This window comes from Ruegeria sp. E5, from assembly GCF_056534105.1.
On sequence record NZ_JBQFPA010000002.1, the window covers coordinates 425,763 to 443,794 of the forward strand.

At 59.0% G+C, this 18,032-nt stretch carries 13 protein-coding genes; 1 reads left to right on the plus strand and 12 read right to left on the minus strand.

Annotation, left to right across the window (positions count from 1 at the left end; genetic code table 11):
* Positions 1 to 33: 33 nt before the first annotated feature.
* From ACR0BI_RS10135 to ACR0BI_RS10165, 7 genes are read right to left on the minus strand one after another with little or no spacing between them, the layout of a single operon-like run.
* On the minus strand, positions 34 to 1,572 hold the full coding sequence (locus ACR0BI_RS10135) for a trimethylamine methyltransferase family protein (protein WP_170407390.1): 1,539 nt from the start codon (positions 1,570 to 1,572) through the stop codon (positions 34 to 36).
* 4 nt (positions 1,573 to 1,576) lie between these two features.
* The gene (locus ACR0BI_RS10140) at positions 1,577 to 2,542 is read right to left on the minus strand and encodes a D-2-hydroxyacid dehydrogenase (protein ID WP_170407393.1); all 966 of its coding nucleotides are present in this window, start codon (positions 2,540 to 2,542) and stop codon (positions 1,577 to 1,579) included.
* Complete coding sequence (locus tag ACR0BI_RS10145) at positions 2,539 to 3,087, minus strand: aminomethyltransferase family protein (protein WP_170423139.1); 549 nt, start codon at positions 3,085 to 3,087, stop codon at positions 2,539 to 2,541. Before ACR0BI_RS10145 ends, ACR0BI_RS10140 begins: the two co-directional genes overlap by 4 nt.
* A 2-nt stretch (positions 3,088 to 3,089) precedes the next feature.
* The gene (locus tag ACR0BI_RS10150; protein WP_480562155.1) at positions 3,090 to 5,927 is read right to left on the minus strand and encodes a 2Fe-2S iron-sulfur cluster-binding protein; all 2,838 of its coding nucleotides are present in this window, start codon (positions 5,925 to 5,927) and stop codon (positions 3,090 to 3,092) included.
* Positions 5,927 to 6,190 carry a sarcosine oxidase subunit delta gene (locus tag ACR0BI_RS10155; protein ID WP_170407402.1) on the minus strand — a complete coding sequence of 88 codons (264 nt, stop codon included), beginning with the start codon at positions 6,188 to 6,190 and terminating at the stop codon, positions 5,927 to 5,929. Before ACR0BI_RS10155 ends, ACR0BI_RS10150 begins: the two co-directional genes overlap by 1 nt.
* A gap of 1 nt (position 6,191) precedes the next feature.
* On the minus strand, positions 6,192 to 7,433 hold the full coding sequence (locus ACR0BI_RS10160) for an FAD-dependent oxidoreductase (protein WP_170394127.1): 1,242 nt from the start codon (positions 7,431 to 7,433) through the stop codon (positions 6,192 to 6,194).
* A gap of 16 nt (positions 7,434 to 7,449) precedes the next feature.
* Complete coding sequence (locus tag ACR0BI_RS10165) at positions 7,450 to 8,805, minus strand: MmgE/PrpD family protein (protein WP_170394129.1); 1,356 nt, start codon at positions 8,803 to 8,805, stop codon at positions 7,450 to 7,452.
* 203 nt (positions 8,806 to 9,008) lie between these two features.
* Here ACR0BI_RS10165 and ACR0BI_RS10170 point away from each other — a divergent pair, with 203 nt between their 5' ends.
* Positions 9,009 to 9,896 (plus strand): LysR substrate-binding domain-containing protein, encoded by an 888-nt coding sequence (locus ACR0BI_RS10170; RefSeq protein ID WP_170423129.1) that lies wholly within the window; start codon positions 9,009 to 9,011, stop codon positions 9,894 to 9,896.
* 16 nt (positions 9,897 to 9,912) lie between these two features.
* On the opposite strand, the gene ACR0BI_RS10175 is transcribed toward ACR0BI_RS10170, so the two are convergent.
* From ACR0BI_RS10175 to ACR0BI_RS10195, 5 genes are all read right to left on the minus strand, one after another.
* The gene (locus ACR0BI_RS10175; protein WP_480562153.1) at positions 9,913 to 12,357 is read right to left on the minus strand and encodes a GcvT family protein; all 2,445 of its coding nucleotides are present in this window, start codon (positions 12,355 to 12,357) and stop codon (positions 9,913 to 9,915) included.
* 21 nt (positions 12,358 to 12,378) lie between these two features.
* Entirely contained in the window at positions 12,379 to 13,629 is a 1,251-nt protein-coding gene (locus tag ACR0BI_RS10180; protein ID WP_480562151.1) for an aminotransferase class V-fold PLP-dependent enzyme, read from the minus strand.
* Between the two features lie 839 nt (positions 13,630 to 14,468).
* Entirely contained in the window at positions 14,469 to 15,413 is a 945-nt protein-coding gene (locus ACR0BI_RS10185) for an ABC transporter substrate-binding protein (protein ID WP_170423123.1), read from the minus strand.
* A 47-nt stretch (positions 15,414 to 15,460) separates the two neighbouring features.
* A complete protein-coding gene (locus ACR0BI_RS10190; RefSeq protein WP_170423121.1) occupies positions 15,461 to 16,468 on the minus strand; it encodes an ABC transporter permease in 1,008 nt (335 codons plus the stop codon).
* Complete coding sequence (locus ACR0BI_RS10195; protein WP_255612237.1) at positions 16,465 to 18,003, minus strand: sugar ABC transporter ATP-binding protein; 1,539 nt, start codon at positions 18,001 to 18,003, stop codon at positions 16,465 to 16,467. The genes ACR0BI_RS10190 and ACR0BI_RS10195 overlap by 4 nt, the downstream gene beginning before the upstream one ends.
* Positions 18,004 to 18,032 lie beyond the last annotated feature (29 nt).

Sequence of the window (18,032 nt, forward strand, 5' to 3'; positions counted from 1 at the left end):
GGCAGCGGTCGACCCCCCTGCCCCGATATTCCATCAGGGTTCGCCGCTGCCGATCTCTTCCTTGCGTTTGGCGATATAGGCATCCAGCTCCTCACGCACGGAGGGGTCCATCTCGGGCATCTGATACTCGCGTAGCGCCTGCTGCCAAACCTCGGTGGCGCGTTGCAGGGCGTCCTTGGCTCCGGCCGCCTCCCAGTTTTCATAGTTCTGCCAGTCGGACAGCATCGGTTTGTAGAACGCGGTCTCATAGCGTTCCATCGTGTGATCGACGCCAAAGAAATGGCCGCCAGTGGGCACCGATTTGATGGTGTCCAGGCCCAGTTCATCCGTGTCAAATTTCATCGGCTTTAGGAATTCCATCATGTTCTGGATGATCTCGATATCCATGACGAATTTCTCATAAGATGCGGTCAGCCCGCCTTCAAGCCAGCCGGCGGCATGATAGACGATATTGGCCCCTCCCAGAACCGCGCCCCATGTGGCCATCATCGTTTCGTATGCCGCCTGCAAATCCACCACGTTGGATGCATTTGCGTTCGATGTCCGGTACGGAATGCCATAGCGCCGCGCCAGCTGCCCGCCGACAATATTCGCCTTGGCATTTTCCGGTGTGCCAAAGGCCGGAGCCCCGGATTTCATGTCCACATTCGAGGTGAATGAGCCATACATGACAGGCGCTCCCGGGCTGACCAACTGCGTCAGCACCACACCGAACAGCGCCTCGGCGTTCTGTTGCGCCAGCGCGGCAGGAAGCGTGACCGGTGTCATTGCCCCCATCAGAGTGAATGGCGTGACCGTCACAGGTTGACCATACTCGGCCATCGCGATCAGGCCGTCACCCATGGCATCGTCGAACAGGCGTGGAGAGTTCACCGAAATGATTGTGATCACTCCCGGATCGCCGCGCATGTCCTCAGGTTTCTGACCGCGCGAAATCGCCATCATGTTGATGCCATCCATCGCCCGCCCGCGCCCGATAGCGGTGCAGTGAAAGCTCAGGTCGCTATAGCTCAGGTTGGCGTTGTAGGTGTCCAGATGGCGGTTGTTGGCGGGCATTTCGATCGGGGCCATCACCTGATTGCCGATCAGATGGATAGCGTTGAAGTGATGCGCCAACCGGATGAAGTTGCAATAGTCATCGTAATTACCCTGACGGCGGCCATTGATACAGTCATGTACGTTCGGCGGCCCGGCAACCAAACCAAAATTCACATGATCGCCGCCCAGCGTAATCTGTTTCGCGCGGTTGCGAGAGGTCAGCGTGAATTCCGAGGGCACCGTTTTCAACGCTTCGGCGACAATGGTTTCGTCCATACGGATGGTCTTGGTGTCGCGGTCTACGATGGCCCCCGCGCGTTCGAAAATGTCCATAACATTGTCGCCCATCACCCGGATTCCGGCCTCGGACAGAATGCGCATCGAGGTTGTATGCAGCTGATCCATCTGTTCAGGGTTCAACAGCTCGAACGGCGGATAGCTGTTGCGCACCTGTTGCCAGGGCAGCTGTTCGATTCCCGCCGCCGCGCGCCCGGATTTGCCGCGTCGCCCGCCGCTGCGTCTGTCTCGTGCCATTGACCTAGTATCCCCGTTGTGGATTTACGATGTTGTTCAGCACCTCGCCCTTGCGATAGCGCATCAGGTTCTCGGAAAACATGCGGACCGATTTCAGATCCCAGCCGTCATAGACCGAGCTGCAGTGCGGTGTGACGATCACGTTGTCCAGTTCCCAGAACCTGTGCCCCTGAGGCAGCGGTTCGGTAACGAACACGTCCAGCGCCGCGCCTCTGATCCGGTTCTGTTCCAGCGCGGCCAGTAGAGGTGCTTCGTCAATTACCCCACCTCGCGAGACGTCGATTATCACCGTCGTCGGTTTCATGGCGGCAAAAGCCTCCGCCCCGACCAGACCGCGCGTGCTGTCCAGCAGTGGTACGCAAACGACGATAAAGTCAGCGCGTGGCCAGAGATCAGGCAAAGCCTCCATCCCGTGTACCTCGTCCACGTTGGGGGTCGGTTTCGGGCGGGCCCGTACACCGATTGTGTTCAGCCCCATAGCTTTGGCTCGTGCCGCAACAGCCTCTCCTGTTTTGCCAAGGCCGATGATCAGCACCGTCTTGCTGTCGATGGGCTCGACTTTGCCGCCGATCCAGTCCCGCCGCGCCTGCGCGGCACGAAAGCCCGGGAAATCCAGCGTGAAATGCAGCATCGCCCCCAGCGCATATTGTGCCATCATATCGGCGGCGACCCCGGCGGCATTTGTCACCGTTACCTCATCAGGGTTCCAAGGGTTCAGGTGATCGGTACCTGAGCCGCCGACCGAAGCCCATTTGATTTGCGGGTTCTCGACCAGTGCTGCGCGTGGAAAGCCGGGGGTGCCCGCAAAGCGAACGGAATAGACAACTTCAGCCCCTGTATCCTCGATCAAACCCGTGAGCGCCTCGTAGCTGTCGCAGGTGTGGATCGGCAGATCGGGATGACCTTCAGCAAGAACCGCACGGGCAGCGTCGGGGTTATCGGTGTGCAAGATCACGGTGGGGGATTTCATGCGGGTACCTCCGGTTGGAACTCGGCGCTGGCAATGGCTACCGCGTTGGCGAAAAAAGCAGTGGCGGCGACGTCGAAAAGGACATCGAACCCCACACCTTTGCGGTCGTTGCGCCATGTGATTGCCTCGACATAGCCCACGCGGGTCTGGGCGATCTTTCCCACTGGAAAGGCACCGGGCGACAGGTCGACCGGGCAAATCTTGGCCAGCAGATCGAACAGGCGCGGGCCGGTCAGGTGCATCATGGCCCAGGTTTCCTCGCGCCAGGAATAATAGCCCTTTGGCGTGGCGGCGACCTGCCACCGGGCATACAGGTCGGCAGGCGCATCCAGTACCACCACCTCTTCCTGACCCAGACGCAGAAGGCCATCGGCGGTTTCGTTGACGTCTGGCACCTTCAGGCCCCGCGATTGCAAAAACGCCACGGTGCCTCGGCCCTTGAGGCCAAAACGCGGCGTATGGGTCAGGTCCTGCAGGAAAATCTGCCCGGAAACCAGCGGTGTGCCTTCAGCAGCGCCCTTTGGGTCAAGCGGATAGGTTCGCATCATCACACCTCCTGCCGTTTGTTTTCAGGATCAAAGAAGGTGTGGCCGCGCACAGTTGTAACGACGCGCTTGCCATTGCGGCACTTCACCGTGACCTGCGATCCTTGCGTAGCGTCATCGCCATGCACATATGCCAGCGCGATATGGGTGTTCAGCGTCGGCGACCACAGGACCGAGGTCACATGCCCCACCGGTACATCGTCCCTCAGTACCAGACAGCTTTCCCCCGGTACATCTGGCCCGTCGAATGTCAGCCCGACCAGCTTGCGCGGCAGGCCTTTGTTTCGGCGCATCTCGGTTGAGCGCTTGCCCACGAAAAACGGCTTGGTCTTCGAGATCGCCCATTCGAACCCCAGCTCATCCGGCGAGGTCAGCGCGTCGGTGTCCTGACCAATCAGGATATGGCCTTTCTCCAACCGCAGAATCCGGCTGGCTTCCAGCCCGTAAGGGCGCAACTCGTGCGCGTGACCCGCCGCCATCACCGCATCCCACAGGGTGTGGGCATAGCTGGTGGGGCAGTGCAGCTCGTAGCTCAACTCGCCGGTGAACCCAATCCGCATGGCGCGCACTGGCACCCCGGCCACCATGCCGCTGCGCCCGTCGAGATAGGCAAAGCTATCGCGCGAGAAATCGATATCGCTGTCCAGCGCCTCGACCACGGAGCGCGCCTTGGGACCGGTAATGTTGAAGCCCGAGAAGGCCGAGGTGACGTTCAGCACATCCACATCCAACCGCCACTGCGCATTCCAGAACAACATATCCGAATAAACCCGCGCCACGGCCCCGGTGGTGGCGGTGACATAGAACAGATCCTCGGCCAGCCGATACGCCACGCCATCGTCGATCACCGTGCCCATTTCGTTTGTCATCAGGCAGTACCGGCAACGGCCCACAGGCTGCTTTTTATAGGCCATGGTGTAAATGCGGTTGAGGAATTCGCCCGCATCCGGGCCACGCACCTCGAGCCCGCCCAGAGTTGAAACATCCAGCACGCCGACCCCATTGCGCACCGCATGCACCTCTTCTTCGATAAGGCGCTTGGCGTCTTGTTTGGGGCCGTAGAAATAGGGCCGCCACCACGCTCCGACCGGGCGCATGTCCGCCCCCAACCGGATATGTTCGTGATGCAGCGCGGTGCGCCTGTCTGCCGGGTGATGATGACCAGACAGCACGCCCAGCGTTTCGGGGCCAAAGGGCGGACGGGCGGTAGTCACGCCGATCTGCCCGATTGTGCGGTCGGTCGCCTTGGCCACCACCCGGGCGGTGGCCAGCGCCGAGTGCCGCCCTTGTGACGGCCCCATACCAACTGTGGTAAAGCGCTTGATCAGCTCCAGCTCGCGATAGCCTTCCTTAACCGCGTTTTGCAGGTCCTTGATCTGAATATCCTCGTCCCGGTCGACAAAATCCTTGCCCTTGGGATGCCCGGCGATTGCCGGTTCGAAATTCGTCAACGCAGCCTCGACATCTTCAACCTGCGCGATGTCGCGGGTTGGCAGCCCCAGACGAGTCAACGCCGTCTGTGCCGCGCGTTGCGCATCGGCCACCACCGCATCAGGCGCAAAGACCCCGGCAACACCCCCGGCAATGCCCAGCGGAGCGTCTGGCAGAGACAGGGAAAACCGCGCCGCCGTTTCATTGTACCCAAGTTTCGCGCCAGCATGACAGGGCAGTTGCCACATTGGCGCATAGCCGACCGAAATCACCAACAGATCGCAATCCAGCCAGTCGCCTCCGACCTCTACGCCGGTAACATGGGTCTTGCCACGCGCCTCGCCCACGGCGCCGTGAATGACACGCGTTCCCCTTGTTGCCAGTTGCTGGCCAAGCTCACTGCCGCTGCCGCCGGGGCGCGGATCAACCACAGCCGCCAGTTCTACGCCTGCGTCCAACAGATCCAGCGCCACCCGATAACCGTCGAGATTGGCGGCCAGTACCACCGCGCGCTTGCCCGGTTTCACACCATAGTGCCGCATAAGCCGTTGCGCGCCAGTGCCCAGCAAGATGCCCGGCAGGTCATTGTTTCGGAAGATCGCGGGCTGTTCGATGCAGCCGGTGGCCAGCAGAACCTCGCGCGCGCGCGTCTTGAACAGCTTGTTGCCCCGGATCAGCGGCAGCCAGTTGTCCTCGAACCAGCCGTTCACCACTGTATCGGTCATGATGCGAAGGTTCGGCAGACTTTGCACTTTCGCCAGTAGGTCGGACAGCCTGTCGACATCGCGGCCATAGGTCAGCGCGCCGCCCAATACCGGCTCCTGCTCGGCCAGGATGACGTCAGCCCCGACTTCGGCGGCTTCGATGGCGGCGGTCAACCCGGCCAGCCCCGCGCCGACGACCAGCAGGTCACAAAACAGGTTGGCCTTTTCGTAGTCTTCATGCGGGGCGTTGATATCCAGAACGCCCAGCCCAGCCTTCTTGCGGATCAGCGGCTCCCACAGTTTCAGCCAGCTATTGCGCGTCGGACCCATGAAGGTGCGATAATAGAACCCCACCGGCATAAATCGCCCCAGCTTGTCCATGAATGCGTCGCGGTCTCGCGCCAGTGATCCGTTGACGTTCTGCGCCGTAACTTGCAGCCCTGCCGAAATCGGATGCCGGTCGGCCTGCACGTTCGGGTCCGAGGGCAGTTGCACCAGCGTATCGGCCTCGGTGCCCGCCATCGACATCGCACCGCGCGGTCGGTGGTATTTGAACGAGCGCGACAGTATCCACTTTCCCTGCCCGGCCAAAGCCGAGGCGATCGCATCACCTTCGTATCCCTGAAACGCCTGCCCTTCAAAGCTGAACGATACCGGCGCATCTCGGTTGATCCTGTTGCCCCAGGGTGCGGGAAGTCGGGCCATCACCTTTGCTCCAGCTCTGAGGGGTCAAAAGTGCGGATCACCTCGTTCGTGGTGGCGTTGCGCTCGGCCAGAAAGAAATAGTTCGAGGGCACGTGCCGCCACCATTCCACCAGCGTTCCGCGTGAATTGTCGGCGCGGAACAGGTGACGTGCCCAGTCCTGATCGCTGGTTGCATCCGGGTCGGGGTTGGCGCGCAGAGGGCCGAAGCTCTGGAATTCATTAATATTGCGGGGCCCGTTCATCGGGCAGATCAGGATCTTCATGTCAGTGGCTCGCGGCAGTTGCGCCCATTTCATTGAGCAGATCAAAGGTGGCGAAACGCTCCATTGTGAAGGGTTCGAGTATCGGCGCGACCTTCTGGTTGGCGATGGACTGCGCCATGTACTTGCCCGCCACCGGAGTGGCTTTGAACCCCCAAGTGCCCCAACCGCAATCTAGCCATAGGTTGGACAATGGGCTGGCACCCATGATGGGTGAGTAATCGGGCGTCATGTCGGTAATCCCGGCCCATTGTCGCAGCAGACGCACCCCGTGCAGGAACGGGAACAAATGTACCGCGCCTTCGGCCAGATGTTCTTTCATGTCCAGTGTCGAGCGGGTGGAATACAGCTGATAAGGGTCCGAGCCACCGCCGATCACGATCTCGCCTCGCGAAGACTGCACCAGATAGGTGTGCAGGCTGACCGAGCTGACCAGCGTGTGCAGCCACGGTTTCAGCGGCTGCGTAACCATCGCCTGCAACGGATAGCAACGGATCGGCAATTCTACCCCGGCTTTCATCGCCATGTCGTAGTTCATGCCCCCGACAGCAATCATCACCTGACCGGCACTGATATCACCGCGATTGGTGCGCACTTTTGTGATCTTGCCACCGGCAGTGTCGAACCCTTCAACCTCGGTACGTTGATGAATTTCCACCCCGCGCCTACTGGCTTGCGCTGCATAGCCCCAGGCCACCGCATCATGCCGCGCAGTGCCTCCATCGGCGTGCCACAAACCGCCGATGATTTCCAGCGGCCCGCCCTCATCCATATTCAGATGCGGGGACAGTTCCTTGACCGTCTGCGCATCAACGACCTCGATCCGGGTGCCCGCGTGTTTACCCATCTCGGCCCGCAGATGGAACGAGCGTAGCGTCGCCTCGGTATGGGCCAGCGTCAGTTGACCGCGCTGGCTGAACATGACGTTGAAATCCAGCTCTTCGCTCATCTCCCCGTAAAGCTGCACACCTTCCTTGTAGAACGCGATGCCCTCTTTGGTGATGTAGTTCGAGCGGATGGTAGTGGTGTTCCGCGCGGTGTTGCCGCCCGCCAGATAACCCTTTTCCAGCACAGCCACATTGGTGATGCCGTGATACTTTGATAGGTAGTGGGCACAGGCCAGTCCGTGGCCGCCACCACCTACGATGACCACATCGTAACTGGATTTAAGCTCTGGCGTGGCCGGAATGTCTCCGGTGACAGGGTAGTCGGCGGATAGCCCGTATTTCAGCAGCCTTAGCGGCATTTTTGTTGTCCTGATTTCAGCGGTTGTCAGCGGCGTCATAAATCAGCGCGCCGAGATCCGAGAATTTGGCGTCCGGCGACTGCAACCCCAGAACCGCGTCGCGTATGGCGGCGGCACGGCTGACCCCCAGCGGTGGAGTGGCGAACTCCATGAACTTGGCAATCACTTCGTCACGGTCCATGGGTGCCTCGGGCCCGCCGCGCGCGTGGACGTCGCCCGACGCCAGTTCCCGCCCATCCGTCAAGGTCATGACGACATCAGCAACGCGACTTTGAGGAAAGCGGTCGGAATGGCGCGCGGTCTCGGCCACCGAGATACGGTCGACAATCGCCGCGACCAGCGGATCGGAGAGGCCCGCGCCGGTGATATGCTCGACCCCGATACGGCCGTGCGCCACCATCGTCGCCACAGCGAAGGGCAGCGAATACTGCGCCTTCGAAGTGTCATCCGGCATACCCTGAAACAGGCAGGCACTTTCGTGGAAAGTGTTCACCTGAATCGCGGCAATGTCCTGATGAGACAGGCCATATTCACGCATCAGCGCCCTGGTGGCGTCGATCGCTGCATGGGCCCAACGACAGATCGGATAGGGCTTCACATATTGATGTTCCATCTGCCAGAAGCTGCCCAGATCCCGCCAGTGATGCGCGACCTCATCCGCCTCTATTGTGATCGCCGGCGCGCCGGTAAATCCCTTCTCGGCGAGCACTGCCGAGGATACACCCACCAGCGCGCCCCAGCCCGAGCCGTCATGCAGCATGGTGGGGTTGGCAATCTCGCGCATCATTTGACTGCGCGGCCCGTGATATTCGGCGATGCCCATGGCCTGCCGCATCTGTTCCGCGCTCAGCCCGCGCAGACGGGCGGCAACGGCCACAACTCCCAACGCGTTCCATGCGCCGGAAGTGTGGTAGTCGCTGACTGTGTCATGCAACGAAATCCCGGCGCGCCCGGCGATTTCGTATCCAATAGTTACGGTCGCCAACGCCTCGGGGCCGGAAAAATCCGCGACCGTTTCCGCCAAAGCCGCCAGAACCGGCACAACGGCAACACCGATATGGCCCTTGGTGGGGTTATAGCCGTCATGGCCATCCAGATTATCGGTCTGAGTCGCAGCGGCATAAGCCGCGCCGGCAACGCTAACCTTGCGGCCATCGAACAGCATCCGTGCGCTGAGGCCCGGATCGCCCGCACCGTAAAGCGCCACTGCGCTGTCACGCGCGATCTGACCGGCCTGCATCGGTCCGGACCCGATGGTGATCCCCATCGTGTCCAGCAGCATCAGTGCCGCTGCTTCGAGCGCGCTGTCGGGGAAATCCTGCACCCTTCGATTTAGCGCAAACTTTGCGATAGTTTGAAATGTGTTGGTCACGATGCCCTACAGATGAGGTTTCGGGTTCGGCCAAAACCTAAGTGTGTTTGCCCATCGCAGCACGAAAACAATACGAGGGCAATGGCCCCGGAAAATTTGTAGCTTTGGCTCCGCTCCATTGTAGCATATGAACCAGATCAATTCCCGCCGCGAAACAGAATTCCCGGCGCACCACCTACCCGCTCGCCCAGGAACCTATCGCCATGATGAACCTGCCCCACCTGATCTTCCTGCGCTCCTTCGAGGCCGCCGCCCGGTACCTCAGCTTTACCAGCGCGGCAGATGAGCTGAACTGCACCCAATCCGCCGTCAGCAACCATGTGCGTTCGCTCGAAGAGTTTTTGCAGCGGCCTCTGTTCGTGCGCCATGCCCGGTCATTGTCGCTGACCGACGTGGGCGAGGCGTATCTGCCTTCAGTGCGGCATGCTCTGCATGAGATTGACGTGGCCACACAATCGGTCATCCAGCGGTCACACACCCGCAAAGTCGTCGTGTCTTGCCCGGTCAGCCTGGCCGAGAATTGGCTACCGGACGTAATCCGGGGCTTTAGCGACCAGCACCCGGATATCGACCTGACGGTACACGGCACCGTCTGGATTGATGTCGAGCCGAACGTCTCGGACATTTCGATAACGGTCAATCATATTGACGATGTGACGGTGGGCGCGCGGCAGCTGTGGGCCGAAAAGCTTGCGGTCGTGTGCGCGCCCGAATTCACAGTCAATGGCGCGCAGCTGACCGATCCGGCGCAACTGCAAGAGGCACCTCTGATCCATATTCTGGGTCGTCCAGCTTATTGGGAACGGGTCGCACGCCATTTTGATCTGGCAGACCTGAACCAGAAGGAAGGGCTGCGGACCAACGCTTCAAATCTGGCAATGGAGATGGCGGCGAAGTCGTTGGGCTGCGTCGCTCTGCCCCGCTCTTTGGCCGGGTCTTATGTGGACCGGGGGCTGCTGATCGAACCGTTCGAATTCGATTTGGACAGCCCCTGGGCCTATTTCGTGCGTCTCAAGGAAAAACCCGTTTCACCGTCGGTCAGGCTGTTTCAGGACTGGCTGCTAAACGCCGCCGCCAGCATGAACCGCTGACCTGCAACGGGGCTTCTCAGGCAGCCCCTTCCAGTGCCGGTTTAACATCACGCAGGCGGTTTCCATCCGGGTCAAAAGGAGGCTCGGACAGGATTTTCGCTTTATGGGGCTTGCCAAGGATGAACACTTCGACCGTATCACCAGGTTGCGCGAACCCAGGGTTTATATAGCCAAGCGCTAGCGATTTGCCGACCGAATAGCCGTATGCACCGGATGTCACGCGGCCAACCGGGGTACCATCCGGGGTAAAAATCGGCTCACCGCCGGTAGCGTCGGCATCCTCGGAGACTTCGACCTCGAAGATTGACAGCACTTCGCGCGCGGCGTTGTCCTTGACCGACAGATACGCATCCTTGTGCAGGAAATCCTTGTCCAGCTTGATCAGGCCCGCCAGCCCGACCTCTTGCGGCCAGTATTCCTGCGAATACTCACGGCCCCATGAGCCATAACCTTTTTCGATCCGCAACGACCCCAGCGCGCGGCCGCCAACGGGACCGCCATCCAGCAGCTTGGCCGCATCCAGCAGCGCAGCGTACAGGCGGGTCTGATCTTCTTCGGCGCAGTGCAACTCCCACCCTAGATCGCCGGTAAAGCTGACGCGGATGGCCAGACAGGTGACACCTGCAACCTCGATTGTGGCCGAGCGCATAAAGCGGAACGCCTCGTTCGACAGGTCTGCATTGGTCAGCCGCTGCAGCAGGTCACGCGCTTTCGGACCGGCGACGTTGAACCCTGCTATGCGGTCGGTGGCGACTTCGAAGGTTGTGTCCTTTGGCAGGTCGATCATGTTGAAAAAGCGTTTATGATAGCGCTCGGCCATGCCCGATCCGATCATCATGTATTCGTCATCGGCCACCTTGGTTATGGTGAAATCTCCAGCCACGCCGCCACGGACAGAGATCAGCGGCGTCAGGCAAGACCGCCCGATCACGGTCGGTACGCGGTTGGCGACCAAGTGATCCAGCCAATCTTGCGCACCGGGTCCTTTGATGATGTAGTTCGCAAAATTTGATATGTCGATGACGCCCACATTCTCCCGCAGCATCTGTACCTCACGTCCCACCGGCTCCCACCAGTTCTGGCGTGTGAAGCCGTTGGTTTCCTGCACGCCGGGCTGATCGGCGAACCATAGGGGATGCTCCCAGCCGCAGTTCAGACCAAAGACACAGCCCATGTCTTTCTGCATTTCAAAGGCAGGGCGGACTCGGGCGGGGCGACCTGCACTACGCTCCTCGTTCGGGAAGTGGATGGCAAAACGGTGGGTATACTGGTCCTCAACCCGTGCCTTGGTGAATTTTTTGTCGGCCCAGTCGCCGAAGCGGGCCAGATCCCATGCAAACATGTCGTATTGCGGCTCGCCCTCGATCATCCACTGCGCCGCCAGCAGGCCCAGACCACCCGATTGCGAGAAACCCGGGATCAGTCCGCCGCAGAGGAAATAGTTCTTCAGTTCGGGCACCGGACCCCACAAGGCGCTGGAGTCCGGAGACCAGATCATCGGCCCGTTGATCACCCGTTTGACCCCTGCGGTGGCGGCAACTGGCACACGTTCGGTAGCGCGGATCACGTTTTCCATGATCCGATCCAAATCGTCGGGGAACAGGTCATGGGCAAAGTCCAGCGGCGTACCGTCCTCGGCCCAGAACTTCATGTCCTTCTCATAGGCCCCGATGAGCAATCCGTTGCCTTCCTGACGGAAATAGTACTCGCCATCCCGGTCTGCAATTGACGGAAGGCGACGGCCCAGATTGGCAACTTCTTCGATGGATTCAGTCACGAAATACTGGTGCTCGGTCGGTTGCAACGGCAGAGTCAGCCCCGCCAGCGCCGCAACTTCGCGGCCCCAAAGACCAGCGGCATTCACCACCCATTGCGTGTGAATATCGCCCTTTGCGGTACGCACGATCCAAGACCCGTCGGGTTGCTGATCCGTACCTAGTACCGGACAGAACCGTTCTATGGTTGCTCCCATGGCGCGGGCACCGGCAGCATAGGCGTGGGGCACGCCCGAGGGATCCACATTGCCGCCATCGGGTTCATACATGATGCAGCGGATATCGTCGAACTGCGCCAGCGGGTGCAGTTCCTTGGCCTGCTCGCGACTGACCTCGTGGAAGTTCAAACCATAGAATTTAGCCTTGGCTTCCTGTAGGCGCAGCTGATGCTCGCGTTCTTCGGTTTGCGCTAAATAGAGCGAGCCGGGCTGGAACACGCCGCAGCTCTGACCGGTTTCCTGTTCCAGCTCTTTATATAGATTCATCGTATAGTGCTGGATGCGGGTGATATTGTTGTTGTCATGCAGCCCATGAATGTTGGCCGCCGCGTGCCAGGTCGAGCCGCTGGTCAGTTCGTCCCGCTCTAGCAGGACCACATCGGTCCAACCCAACTTGGCGAGATGATACAGAATTGAACAGCCGGCTAGGCCACCGCCGATTACAACCGCTTGTGCATGCGTTTTCATGTGCTTCCCCTCTCAAATGCCTCAGGCGGCGATGGTTTTCATTGCACCCAGAAACTGGGCCACTTCGGCGACGCTGTTGTAGTGGCACATCGAAACACGCACGCAGCTGTCCATGCCAAGCGGTGTCAAGATGTTGCCCGAGTAGTGATCGGCCTTGCGCAAATGCGTACGGATGCCTTGTTCGTTCAGTTGCTTGACCACATCGACCGACGGCACGCCCTCGACCTGCAGTGACACCAGCCCCTCGCGTGCAGGGTTATCGACACCGCCCAGAATGGTCACCTTCTCCATCTCGGCCAGCCCAGGCAGGTTGCCGGTTCCGCGGATCATCGCATCAGTCAGCGCTTTTTCCTGCTCATGGATCGCCTCTCCGGCAGCGACGAATTTTGCGCGCCGGTCGGTGGCGTCGCTGACCTGTGCGCCCAGCCATTCGAAATAGCTGATTACGTCAGACATTGTAGCGTAAGAGCCGGTATCACGCGTCCCCATTTCCCAATTGTCGGCGGGGCCGTCGATCAAGCTGTTATGTGGCAGCTTGGTCAGCCGGTCAGAAATCCAGGCCACCCCGTAACCATGGCGCGAGAACACCTTGTAAGGCGAGATCACATAGCCATCGACATCATAGGCGGTCAGGTCGATCCGGCCATGCGCGGCGTGCTGGATACCGTCGATTATGATGAAGCAATTGGGCGCAACGGCGCGGATCTCGGCAGCCACAGCCGCTACATCCACGCCCATACCGGTCACCGGCGAGGTGTGCACGATAGTCGCAACCTTTGTGTCCGGCGTTACCTGCGCCGCATAAGCATCTGCGGTGACGGTGCCTGTGGCGTCGTCATGGACCACCAGAACATGAACTTGCCCGGCCACCCCGGCCCAACGCGCGCAAGCGCTTCGGGTCGCGGGATGTTCCAGCGTTGTGCCAAGCACCCGACCGGTGCCTGTGCCCAGACAGGCGTTCATTATCAAACGAAACAGCAGCTCGGTCCCGCTTTCGCCGACAAAGAACTGGCCACCGGGGGCGTTCATGAACACGGCCATATCTTCTTTGGCCTTGTTGATTACCCGCACCAGTTCGTGACTTCCCGGGTTGTCGCGGCCCTGATTGTCAGGGATCGCAGCATAAGCCTGCGAGGTGCCCACAACCGAATTCAGCGTCAGCGCGCCACCCGCGTTTTCAAAGAAAATACGCGGTCCCTGCTGCGGGCAGTGGTCGACCTGCGCAAATCGGGCACGGATTTGTTCAAGCAATTCTGGAGTGATCTTAGTCATCGGGAACCATTCCTGCGAAAATGTCATTCTGGCAAGATATATGCGCCCTTTTGCAAAACTACTCACAAAAAAACTTGGGGCATTGTGGGTGGAAATTGAGACCATCGAGCCAAGAGAACTCAGCCACAAGAACGATATGGTTCGCGAATTTCAATTTCGTCGGCCCGATCACACCCTCACGCATGCCTTCGCTTGGTTGAGAAACCGCTGGTCAGGCCGACGGTTTGTAACCTGAGCGTTGTTCTAGAGACATCGCTTTGCAGGACGGTGTTGAGAGAGTGACGATCCAACCTCATTGGCGCAGCCTGTACCGCCATCACAAACCAGACATCGTAGAAGCGGGCATGCATCCTGCATTCCAGATATTCCCATATCGGCAGGGGTATTTAGATTGATAGCGATTCATGCATTTGTTTACAGCAGTTTGGGATTTCGTCACGCCTTTCAGACCTGACTAATCGCCATTGTAAGAGATCACGAACTTGCCTTCGACGCGGCGATACCGCGAACCACTCCCGCGCTGGTGGCGCATTCGTCGATGGTCAATAGCTTGTAACATATTGGTGTATAGAGCTTGCTGATTGAAAGCTGAAAAGTTAATCGTCTGCAACAGGTTAGCTTATGTCCAGACTTCGAGTATTAAATCAATTTGCCAAAATTTCTGCTAATTAGGCTTAAACCCATCATCGACGCACCAAGGACATGCGCAGAGCAGCGACAGACCGGTGTTGCGACCCAAACGCCGTTGCCCCGCAAAAACTGACATAATTCACCTGAACGATGAACATTGGTTGTCCGGCCCACCAAAAAGGCAGGCCGGACAGTGTTAATAAGTACTTTTAGTCGTACAGAACGGCCGAGATCTTCGGGTCGTCAATATTCGAGGCATCGTAGTAGTAGAAGCCTGTGTCGATCAGACCTGGAACCTCTTCCCCATTCAGAGCCGCAACCGCTGCTTTCACAGTCTCATAGCCGATGCCCACAGGGTTTTGCGTGATCGCACCCGCCATCAGACCGCTCTTGATTGCGTCTTTCTGGGCCTTGCCACTGTCATAACCGATGATCACCAAACCCTCGGTGCCCAGCTCCTGAACACCGTTTACAACACCAATAGCTGAGCCTTCGTTGGTGCCAAAGATACCATTTAGATCAGGGTTAGCCGTCAGGATCGCCTTGGTGACTTCGGTCGATTTCAGGTGGTCGCCCTGGCCGTACTGAACCGTGACAACTTCAATATCCGGATACTTCTCAGCCATGCGATTGACGAAACCGTCGCGACGATCAATACCTGTGCGGCTTGTCTGGTCATGGGCGACAACAGCAACCTTCCCTTTGCCCCCGATTTTTTCAGCCATCTTGTCTGCTGCCAACCCTGCTGCCGCCAGGTTGTCCGTTGTCGCGGTTGAAAGCGGAATATCGCTATCAACACCACTGTCGAAGGCGATGATCGGAATGCCCTTTTTGTTGGCCTGTTTCAAAAGCGGGATAGCAGCCTGGCTGTCCAGCGCGGCAAAACCGATTGCCTTTGGATTATTGGCCAGAGCGGCAGCCAGCATGTCGATCTGACGGTCCACCATGGTCTCATTGTCCGGGCCTTCGAATGTGATGGTGACATCAAATTCGTCAGCCGCCTGCTCCGCACCCGACTTCACGGCCTGCCAGAACTGATGCTGGAAGCCTTTGGATACCAGCGGGATGTAGATCTCTTCGGCTGCCGCCATCGAGGCGGGTCCTGCCAGGGTGGCTGCACTCAGCGCACCCAGAATGAAACGACGTGATAACATGTTTTCTCCTCCAGTTGGTCGTTTTGGTCTTTGAATTAGCTGCTAGGTCATCCCGATTTCTTGCGCCGTGCCATATCGGCATAGACGGCCAGGATGATGATTGCGCCGGTCACAACGGTCTGCCATTCCTGCGCAACGGACAGCACGCGCAATCCGTTGGTCAGCACGGCCATGATAAGCGCACCGATCAGCGTACCCAGGATCGTCCCGCGTCCACCGGACAAGGAGGTGCCGCCGATCACCACAGCTGCGATCGCCTCCAGCTCGTAACCCAGTCCCAATGCCGGTTGTGCGGAATTCAGGCGCGAGGCGATGAGGATTCCGGCGATGCCGCAGATCGCGCCGGCCAGAGCGTAAATGCGCATCTTCCACATGTCGGTGTTCACGCCGGACAAGCGCACTGCTTCCTCATTTGAGCCAAGTGCAAAGGTGTACCGGCCTAGAACCGTGCGCCCCAGAATGTACGAGGCCGCGATGGCAACCAGGAACAGGATCAAGACCCCATTGGGGATGGGCAGCGACGGGAAAACCTCTCCGATCAGCGACCCGCGCGAAATCAGATCGAAGCCCGGCGTATCATTGAAGTAGATTGGTCGCGTGCCCGAGATCACCAGCGACAGGCCTTTGAGGATCAACATCATTCCAAGCGTCGCAATGAATGGCGGAATTTTCATTTTCGCTACGAAAGTGCCCGAGCAAAGTCCGCAAAATGCGCCCGCCGCAATGGCTGCGGCCACACCCAACAGCAAGGGCATGCCGAGATATGTCAGGACCACCCCGGCGATCACAGCACAGAAGGTCATCAGTGTTCCGACTGAAAGGTCGATCCCGCCGGTGATAATGACCAGCGTCGCGGCGACGGCCAGAACGCCATTCACTGATGTCGCCTGCAGAATGGCGATCATGTTCGATGTCTGCATGAAATTCGGCGACGCAATAGAAAATCCGATCAGCAGGACGATCAAACTGGCAAAGGCCAACAGCTTTTGATAGGCGCCACTGTCCGCGAGGCCCGATAGTGGCTTTTTCTTTTCGATGTCGGTTGCTGTGGTCATTGGACTGTCCCTGTTACCTGCATCGCCGCCGCACGTTGCGTGGCCAGATGCATGATGTCTTCCTGAGTTGTGTCTTTTCCGCCGGGCAAAATGCCGGTCAGCCGCCCTTCGCACATCACGGCGATGCGATGGCTGAGGCGCATGATTTCGGGCAGTTCAGACGAGATCACGATGATCGTCTTGCCCTGCCCTGCCAGTTCTTCCAGCAACTTGTAAATCTCGGATTTCGCGCCGACGTCGATACCGCGGGTCGGTTCGTCAAAGATCAGAATATCGCAGTCGCGCAGCAGCCATTTGGCGATGACAACTTTCTGCTGATTGCCGCCTGACAGTAGGCGAACCTCCTGCACATCCGATGGCGTTCTAATGCCCAATTGCTGGATGTAGCTTTTGGCGGTGTCGCTGATTTCACCATCGTGCAGAACCCCGCCTGCGCCGGTGAATAGGTCCATCGAGGCAAGCGCGATGTTGTCGCGTACATTCATACTAGTGGCGAGACCGAAGTGCTTTCGGTCCTCGGACAGGTATCCAATCCCCGCTTTGACGGCGTCGGTGGGTGATTTGATCGACACCACCTGACCATGTACCCGGATTTCTCCGCTATCCTTGGGGTCGGCCCCAAATATGGCGCGCGCGACCTCGGTGCGACCTGCGCCCATAAGACCGGCGAAGCCCAGAATTTCACCCTTTTGGACCGAGAAACTGACGTCCTGAATTTCGTTGCTCCGGCTCAGCCCGGTGATCTGCAGAGACATCTCCGCATCACCCAGATCGGGCACGTCCAGCGGTTCTTCCTTGACCTCTCGGCCCACCATCATGGCGATGATCTGGCTGATCGGGGTTTCAGCAGCCCCAACTGTTCCGACATATTCCCCATCGCGCATAACCGTCACGCGATCCGAGATCTGCTTCAGCTCGTCCATCTTGTGGCTAATGTAAACGATGCCTACACCTTCAGCCTTGAGGCGGCGGATGATCACGAACAGCTCAGCAATCTCGGCGTCATTCAGGGCCGCTGTTGGCTCGTCCATGATGAGCACCTTGGACCGAAAGGACAGTGCCTTGGCGATCTCGACCATTTGCTGTTTTGCGATGGTCAGGCTGCCAACCAACGCCTTGGGATCAAGGCTGAGGTTCATCGAAGCAAAGATTTCGGCAGTCTGCGCATTCAGCGCCGCCTCGTCCAAACGGCCAAAGCTCTTACGCGGTTCGCGTCCGATAAAAATGTTCTGGGCTACGGTCAGGTCGTTCATCAGGCTCAATTCCTGATGGATGATCCCTATACCTAGATCCTGCGCCTCGCGCGGGGTTGTCGGGCTGACTTCGCGCCCTTCGATCTTCAAGGTCCCGCCGTCACGTTGATAAATACCCGACAGGATTTTCATCAACGTACTTTTGCCGGCACCGTTCTCGCCCATCAGCGCGTGAACTTCACCCGGTTCAAGATCGAATTGCACGGATTTCAGCGCGTGCACGCCGGGGAAAAACTTATCAATCCCCGTCATTTCGACCAGTCTATTTTTATTGCCTCCCATTTGCCCCTCTCCCCTTGGGCCAACGCGGT